This window comes from Psychroflexus gondwanensis ACAM 44 (assembly GCF_000355905.1).
Taxonomy (GTDB): Bacteria; Bacteroidota; Bacteroidia; order Flavobacteriales; family Flavobacteriaceae; genus Psychroflexus; species Psychroflexus gondwanensis.
Genome location: NZ_APLF01000007.1, coordinates 111,501 through 118,903, shown reverse-complemented (window position 1 = coordinate 118,903; position 7,403 = coordinate 111,501). Strand labels below are relative to the sequence as shown.

The window sequence follows — 7,403 nt, the reverse complement described above, 5'->3', positions numbered from 1 at the left end:
TTTACATCTTGATTATTTGGAAATTTACCACTTCCACGTTTTTTATAAAGCGCAAGAACTAATGATTCATAATAATCTTCGGTATCAACTTCTGCATATAAAGTCATAAAGACTTTATTAAGCGCATTTGTGGGTAAGCCAACAATAAATCTACGCCACGTATAAGATTGAATAAGTTTAAGTATTTTTATTAGAATTTCGTCTGTTATAATTCCATTATCTGCATCTTCAAAAACTTGTAATAGGAAAGGAAAAGCAACGTTTATTTCTAATCTAGAAATGTAGTTTAACTCTTTTCTTATGGTATCATTCTTAACTGTGTGAGGGTTCGCCAACATTTTATAATGCACCGAAAAGGATTTGATATTTTCTAGCTCTTGGTGGTAAGCATCGTCTTTGTCTTGATACATTTTTTTAAACTCCTCGTAGACTCGACTCTTTTTAGGAATTTTCTTCTTTTTTAAAGTCAAGTAATCTCGTATATACTCAGATACTAATGATTTTTGTTTTTTTAAGTCTTTTGCGTTTTCTTCTATAGGATTCCAAATTTGATCATAGATCTTGTTTTGTTGCCTTGGTGGCAAATCCATTAAAATATAGTTTCTTATTAAATCTGATTGAGATAAATCTAAGCCAGTAGAATTTAAACTTTCAAAAATTCGTTGAGGATCATCTTTATCACGTTCTAAAGAAATTTCAACAAAGATTAGTCTATTTAAACCGTCTAATATTTTGTGAAAATTAGTCTCGGTTATTTCGGATTTAAAGTAATTGAAATTTTCAACCACATTGGAATAAGCATCAAAATCACTTTCTGTAGCGTTCATTATAGCCTTAAAAGCTAAAGAGTTGGTATCGGTTTGCTTCAGTTTTAATTTACTAGATTCATTTTTTACATATTGGTTGGTCAAAAACATATTGTAAAGGCGCTCAGCTTCATGTTCTTGTTTTGTTTCTTTAGCAAAACGGAATAAGGCAACGTATAATATGTTGATGGTCGTTAGCCTTTGTTGGCCATCTATAATGACCAATTCTTTTACTTCTCTTGTACTATATGCACCCTCATGTATAAATACTATACTCCCAATAAAATGTGATCCTGTTTGTTCTCTACTTACAGCAATAGTGTCTTGTAAAAGCTTTTGACACTCATTAGTAGACCAGTCGTAATTACGCTGATAGACAGGAATTACAAATTGAACATTTGGAGCTTGTAAAAAATTGATGATGGGGAGTTGGGTAGCTATCATTGAAGTTCTGTTTGACTATTTTTTTTGTGGCATTTCATTTTCAGGATTAAACTCAACAATTTTTTCACGCATTTCTTTATTTGAATTAAAATGCCTCGAAATATTCATGGTTTTTGAAGTAAAATCGTCATTTCCACTTTTATCTTTATAAAAATATACTTTTACAGAAACACAGTTTTTATGCTCGAATATTTCATTGAGCATAACTCGATCTGAAATTTCACAGGAATGGCCATAAATACAAACTTGAAAGTAATTACTATTTAAGAACCTCAGTAAATCTCTATATCTATTATTTTGGAAGTATCTAAATGATTTAATGTGTTTGAAAAATTCATTTTCACGTAAATCTTCAATTTTTTTGTAAAATTCATGCATTTCATCCCCATAACCGAACACTAAAGGGAAGTCATCTTTTATAGAGCCATGAATATGGTTGATGAAACTTTTATCTTTTAATTCTATATTATGGTCAATAACTTTAGATAGAGAATCTGTATAATTAAAATTAAGAAAATAATATTGTCCTAATTCAATATCCTTGCTCTTTAAGTCTTCAATAATAAAGTCAGTGCTTTTAAATTTTTGTTGAATTTGATTAATATATTTTTCAGCTTCTGATATGTCTAAATTTACATCCAAAGTCTTTAAATATTTTTTTAGCTCGTTAGATATGAATTGTAGTTCATTGTTTAGGCCCTTAACCTTTTCTAATGAATCAACTTTATTATTATTAATGATTATTTGAATAAGCTTAAAATAAGTCTCTTCAATATCAACCCACCCAAGCTCACATTGACTATACATAGCTTTAAATAATAAATCTTCTGATTTTGGTTTAATTTTAATATTATAAGTTTTAACTAACTTCATCAAGTCTTCTAAATTTTTAAGCTCTGTAATTTTTTCAGGAATTTTAATATATCCTTTTTCAAATAAAACATCAAATAATTCAGAAGAGGAAAAACCATGAATAAATAATGGTTCATAACTTTCAAGAAAATCATTATAACGTCCTCTGTAAGGAAAAGGTGCTACTTGCCTTCCAAAATTTTTAACAGCCTTTATCAATTGGGTTTTTAGTAGCCAAAACATAAAATCAGCGTAGCTAGTTTTTAAGCCAAGTGATAAATCAAAACCATTACCTACTAAAAATAATTTATTGACTCTTATTTTTTCTTCCATACTCAACTATTTTCCACTATCTCAATTTCTTCCTCAGTCAATCCATACAACTCATAAACCATCTGGTTGATCTCTGTATCTGTAGTTTCGATCTGTGTTTTAAGCAGGACTGCTTTCTCTTGTTCTTCAAGGAAGTAGTCTTCCCACTCAGCTTCTTGAGATAGGCTGAGTTTTATCTTTTTCTTTTTTAGTTCTTTTATAAAATCTGCATAACCTAACTCATGCCAATCTTCCAGTTTCCCAGGTAGTTTTTCTAATTCTTCTTGAAATTGGCGTTGTAGCGAACGTTGGAATTTTGATGAAAGCTCTTGTAACTCTTTGTTCAATGAAAGTATCAAGTTTACTATTTCAATATATGGTTTTGGATTTGAAGGTATTTCAGGTAAGGGGAATGGTTTTAGATAATTAGTTTTAAAAACAAAATATCCACCTCTATATTCCGAACCTGTACTTTTTAAGAAAAACCACATGACTTTAGAATTAAGAATTGACAAATAAAATTTGTCATCTACATTAAAGTTTTTATTTTTTATAAAAGAATATACTTTTGTATTGTGATAAAACTCTCCCCTTTCATCATAAGTCATATTACAACCTAATGAAATTTCTCTTGTCATTATTTTTGGTATTTCTACACCTGAAATACCTTGTTTACGGCTAAACAAAAACCATTCATCATCATTATCAAATCTGCCTTTTTCTCTAGCTCTCAAAAATTCTTCGTTTTTTTTGAAATAATCAGTAGTCAATGGGTACTGAGATTCGATTTCGATGAATTTTAATGGAACTGCTTTATTATCATTAATTGAATAAGGAAAAATAGTATAAAGTTTGTTTTTAGGTTTGTTGTATTTGGTAATTTCAAAACCTTTTAAAACTGGATTTAAAATATCATATTCCAATTCGACGATTTCATCTAAAATTTGAGAATAAAACATGCCCTTACTCCCATTATTAGTGATCTCCTCCAAAAAAAAGAATTTGTCACCACCACTTGCTATTCCTTGAAAAATCCTATCAAACACACTATCAATTGTAAAAGACTGTTTCTTTAATTTTTCTATGGTATCAAATACTCTTTGACTTTGTAAATCCCAATTGTTTTCAGTCAGATTTTTGTAAAAAATATAGTCCCAATTAAAAGGATTATTTATTTCCATTGGGGTGACTTTTTTGAAATGTACTTTGTCTTTTTTAGATTTATCTAAGTTGATTATACAGGTATAAGTGGAGGCGTCTGTAAAAACCATTTCAGAGCCAAAGTGTAAAATACTTTTTACAGCTAGGGTCCCCATAAAAAATTGTCTTATACCTACTCCAAAATCAGTAACTAAAAATTTATGAGGTAAAATATATGATACAATCCCCGTCTTATTTATGAGATCAAAGCTCCTTTCCATAAAAAGAGCATAAATATCATAGTTCGAAGTTGCAGATTGATATTTATTCTCATAAAAATCACACATTTCAGGGTAACTTTCTATTAACCCCTGTTTTCTTAAATATGGTGGATTACCAATTACCACATCAAAGCCACCTTTAGCAAACACTTGCGAAAATTCTCTTTCCCAGTTAAAAGCCTTATCTCCTGCTACTTCGGGATCATCTATTAAGGAGTTACCGCATTTAATGTTATTGCTTAAGTCGTTAAGCTTACGATTGGGTTGTGCTGTGCGTAACCATAAGGACAATTTGGCAATTTCAACCGATTCATTATTAATGTCTACCCCAAACAAATTATTTTCTAAAATACTGTTCTCCACATTGGGAAAGACTAAACCACCGCCCATCAGTTTAGTTTCCAATTCATCTAAGTACTGGTGTTCAGCTATCAGATAATTCAAAGCTTCATTAAGAAATGCCCCAGACCCACAAGCAGGGTCTACAACGGTAAGTTGTAATAACCACTCTCGGTAAGTGTTTAGTTTCTTTAATAAGTCTTTTTTAGTTTTAGTCTGTCTATTGATATTATAATCTTCTTCTACAAGATTAACTTCGGTTTTCTTTTCTTCACAAAGCTTTCCAATGGTATTTTCAACAATGTATTTCGTGATGTATTTTGGAGTGTAAAACACACCGTCTTTTTTCCGTTTAGATAGTTTTACCTCAGTTGGATTTTCTTCCAACTGGGTTTGAATTTCTTCAATCTCATTCAAGGAATTTTCAAAAATATGTCCTAGAATATTGACGTCAACTTCACTAGCAAAATCATATTCAGAAAGTTTAAGCGTGTACTTGTATAAAAGTTCATCATCAATCTTTACATGATCTAGAACTTCATCTGGTTTAAATAATCCCCCGTTGTAAGGATAAACGTCATATTTTTTGCCTTTGTGTCCAGTATTAAGATACCCGAAATATTTCTTGAATCTTTTATAAAGTGGAGCATAAGCATCCATTTCCTGAAGCTGTTTCCATTGCTTTAATATCATTCTCACCGAATTGGGTGGTAGTAAGTGCCTGTCTTCAGCAAAGAATAAAAACAAGAATCGATCAAGTAGTTTTTGAGATTTTTTGAATAGGAGTAGGGGTTCAAAATTTGGATTAAGCTCTACTAAATTATTAAAAAGCTCTCTCTTGAAGAGACTATAGTCTTTATAAAGCTGTTTAGTTGTAATTTCCTCCTGGTTATGAGAGTCATTCTTAATCTTTTTAGGAAGGTCACGGTTTATATTGTCATAAGCCAAACACAGATAAAGCAAGCTAAATTCAGTTTCACTAAGCTCAAACAAATTAAAGGCTTGATGCTCTATAGCATTGTCTATATAGAATCTAAGTTTTTCAAAATTGGAGGTAATAACATACGTACAACCTGATTGATTGTTTTTATAACCAAAAGCTTGCGTTTCAACTTTACTTAGATCGGTGGTATTTGTGCCTTTAAGTTCAATGACACCCACTACTTTGTCCTTTACAACAATTCCGCCGTCTGCCTTTTTGCTGTCTTTAACGTTTTTAAGCTCTGTAGTTAAGTTATAGTCGTTGGCAGGGTTAAGTGTATAACCCAGAATTTTGACGAACAAATCCCTTAGGAAGCCCTCTTGATATTGCTCCTCTTTAGCATTTCTTATATTCTCTTGAATGTTGGGGTCATGGAAGTGTACCTTATAAGCTTCCCACTTCTCTTTAAGAACCTTTTGATCTTGAGCATTAATATATTTTTCAATAACAGTGCTTTGGAATAACGCCATTGGATATTTAGTATTTCATTATAGATTTAACCCCTAAATTACTAAACTTATTGAGTAGTAGAGTGAAAATTATCAACACAGTTCATCGTATTACATATCTGTAATACATCAAAATAAAACTATCATGTAATTTATACAGTATGTTACAAGGGTTTTAAGCTCAAATACTCATGTATTTTACTATCCGTATTACATTTCAACGGTGATTACAGTATGTAATACAGCATTTGTAATACATTTTGGAGTGTTTTAATCATCTTGTATTACAATTATTTAAGTCTTGTAATACATTTTGGAGTGTTTTAATCATCTTGTATTACAATTATTTAAGTCTTGTATTACATTATTCGATCGATTGTATTACAAAAGTGAAGCTTGCCTTTTTTGGATACCATTTGAAAAATCTCTTTGCAACAGAATGAAACTGGAAACTTGAAACTAAATGTTTTTTAGATATATATTGCTGATATACAGAATATTATAGCCTATTTACAAATAGTTTCAAGTTTCCAGTTTCTTATGCTTTGTTCCAAAGTTTAGAAACCTGCCCTTTCGAAAGACCTAGGACATGCCCAACAGACTTTTGAGGAGCTTCATTCTTCTTGGCAAGATTGATAATATCATTTTTATCAACTCCAGTAGTGTCATGATTCGAAATTAGCATCTTGAAATTAAGAAGATAAAATTCAACCATGTCAACCGCTAATAGAACTGTTTCCTTATCTATTTTTGATTTGAACGTTCTCTCTTCAGTGTGTTTCATTAAAAAACAAATTATAATGAGTTTGTGTAAGTAGATTATCAATTTAGAATAGTACTCTGTTAAAGGTGATTCTGCATTAATCTTTTCATCTTCAAATTTTTGAGTGTAATCAAATAATAAGTCTTCAGCATCTTGAGTATAGTAGATCCTATGCTCCCTCACTTCTTCTTCGGGGTCTTCACTTTGCTTTTTATATTCCAGTAGGTTTCGGATTGTAGCATTATAACGCTCAAAAACACAATCATCAATCTTTTTTCTAGAGACGGTAGAGTTGCTTGTTATTTTATTTGTAAATAATAATCGGTCAATTAATCCAGAGCCAACTAATCCTTTACTAAAAAGGTCAGGGATGAACTGATGTTGGATACCACCAAGCATAGTTAAATAGGTTTTAGTAATTCTAAAAGTATCAGTCGTTTTTCTGCTTACATCTAAAATGCCGTTTGTAAAAGCTTCCAAAAGGAGTACTTCCCAATCGTGACCATCTCTACTGTTTGGATTATTCATTTTTTGTACTATGGCTCTTATTTCATCGTAAAATAAGCCTACACCGCCCAGATTATGATAATGGGTAAGTTGGGCCTTTTCAATGGTAGCATTTTGAATTAGTATCTGCTTTCTAGGTACTTTATTGTTTTCAGTATTATCTCCTCTTGAGTCATTAAATACTTCATAAGACTCGTTGTCAAAATCAATAATAGGCTTATTTGCTATTTTCAAAGCTTCAGTTTTCGCATCACCTCTACTGCCAACAATAATAAAATAGCAATTAGGATAATTTATATAATTAAGCTCCTTGGTGTAAAATGTTTTACCCACTGCTGAACTTATTGCGTATAGTATTGAGGTAAGCAAATACTCTTTTGGAACACGCTTATGTTCATAGCTTTCTTCAATTAAGTCTCTAAAAACATCAGGTACTTTGTCTATTAACTTTTCCAATTTTTCTTTAAGACTTTCAGAAGGGTTTTGAGACCCTTCTGAAATATTGTCTTTATTATTTTTATATGACAT

General features: G+C 30.8%; 4 protein-coding genes. All 4 read right to left on the bottom strand.

The genetic code is table 11. From position 1 onward, the window contains the following. The coding region (locus tag PGOND44_RS08245) for a DUF262 domain-containing protein (RefSeq protein ID WP_003439741.1) at window positions 1-1,250 on the bottom strand (1,250 nt) is incomplete at its 3' end. Window positions 1,251-1,265: 15 nt separating this feature from the next. Continuing rightward, the gene (locus PGOND44_RS14990) at window positions 1,266-2,435 is read right to left on the bottom strand and encodes an AbiH family protein (protein ID WP_003439739.1); all 1,170 of its coding nucleotides are present in this window, start codon (window positions 2,433-2,435) and stop codon (window positions 1,266-1,268) included. Window positions 2,436-2,437: 2 nt separating this feature from the next. Next, the gene (locus tag PGOND44_RS08235; protein ID WP_003439737.1) at window positions 2,438-5,626 is read right to left on the bottom strand and encodes an Eco57I restriction-modification methylase domain-containing protein; all 3,189 of its coding nucleotides are present in this window, start codon (window positions 5,624-5,626) and stop codon (window positions 2,438-2,440) included. A 517-nt stretch (window positions 5,627-6,143) separates the two neighbouring features. Beyond that, on the bottom strand, window positions 6,144-7,403 hold the full coding sequence (locus tag PGOND44_RS08230) for a DUF3987 domain-containing protein (protein ID WP_003439735.1): 1,260 nt from the start codon (window positions 7,401-7,403) through the stop codon (window positions 6,144-6,146).

What these genes read in the sequence shown, in the direction of transcription:
- PGOND44_RS14990 (WP_003439739.1), bottom strand. Translation starts at nt 2,435, where the DNA reads ATGGAAGAAAAAATAAGAGTCAATAAATTATTTTTAGTAGGTAATGGT.
- PGOND44_RS08235 (WP_003439737.1), bottom strand. Translation starts at nt 5,626, where the DNA reads ATGGCGTTATTCCAAAGCACTGTTATTGAAAAATATATTAATGCTCAA.
- PGOND44_RS08230 (WP_003439735.1), bottom strand. Translation starts at nt 7,403, where the DNA reads ATGTCATATAAAAATAATAAAGACAATATTTCAGAAGGGTCTCAAAAC.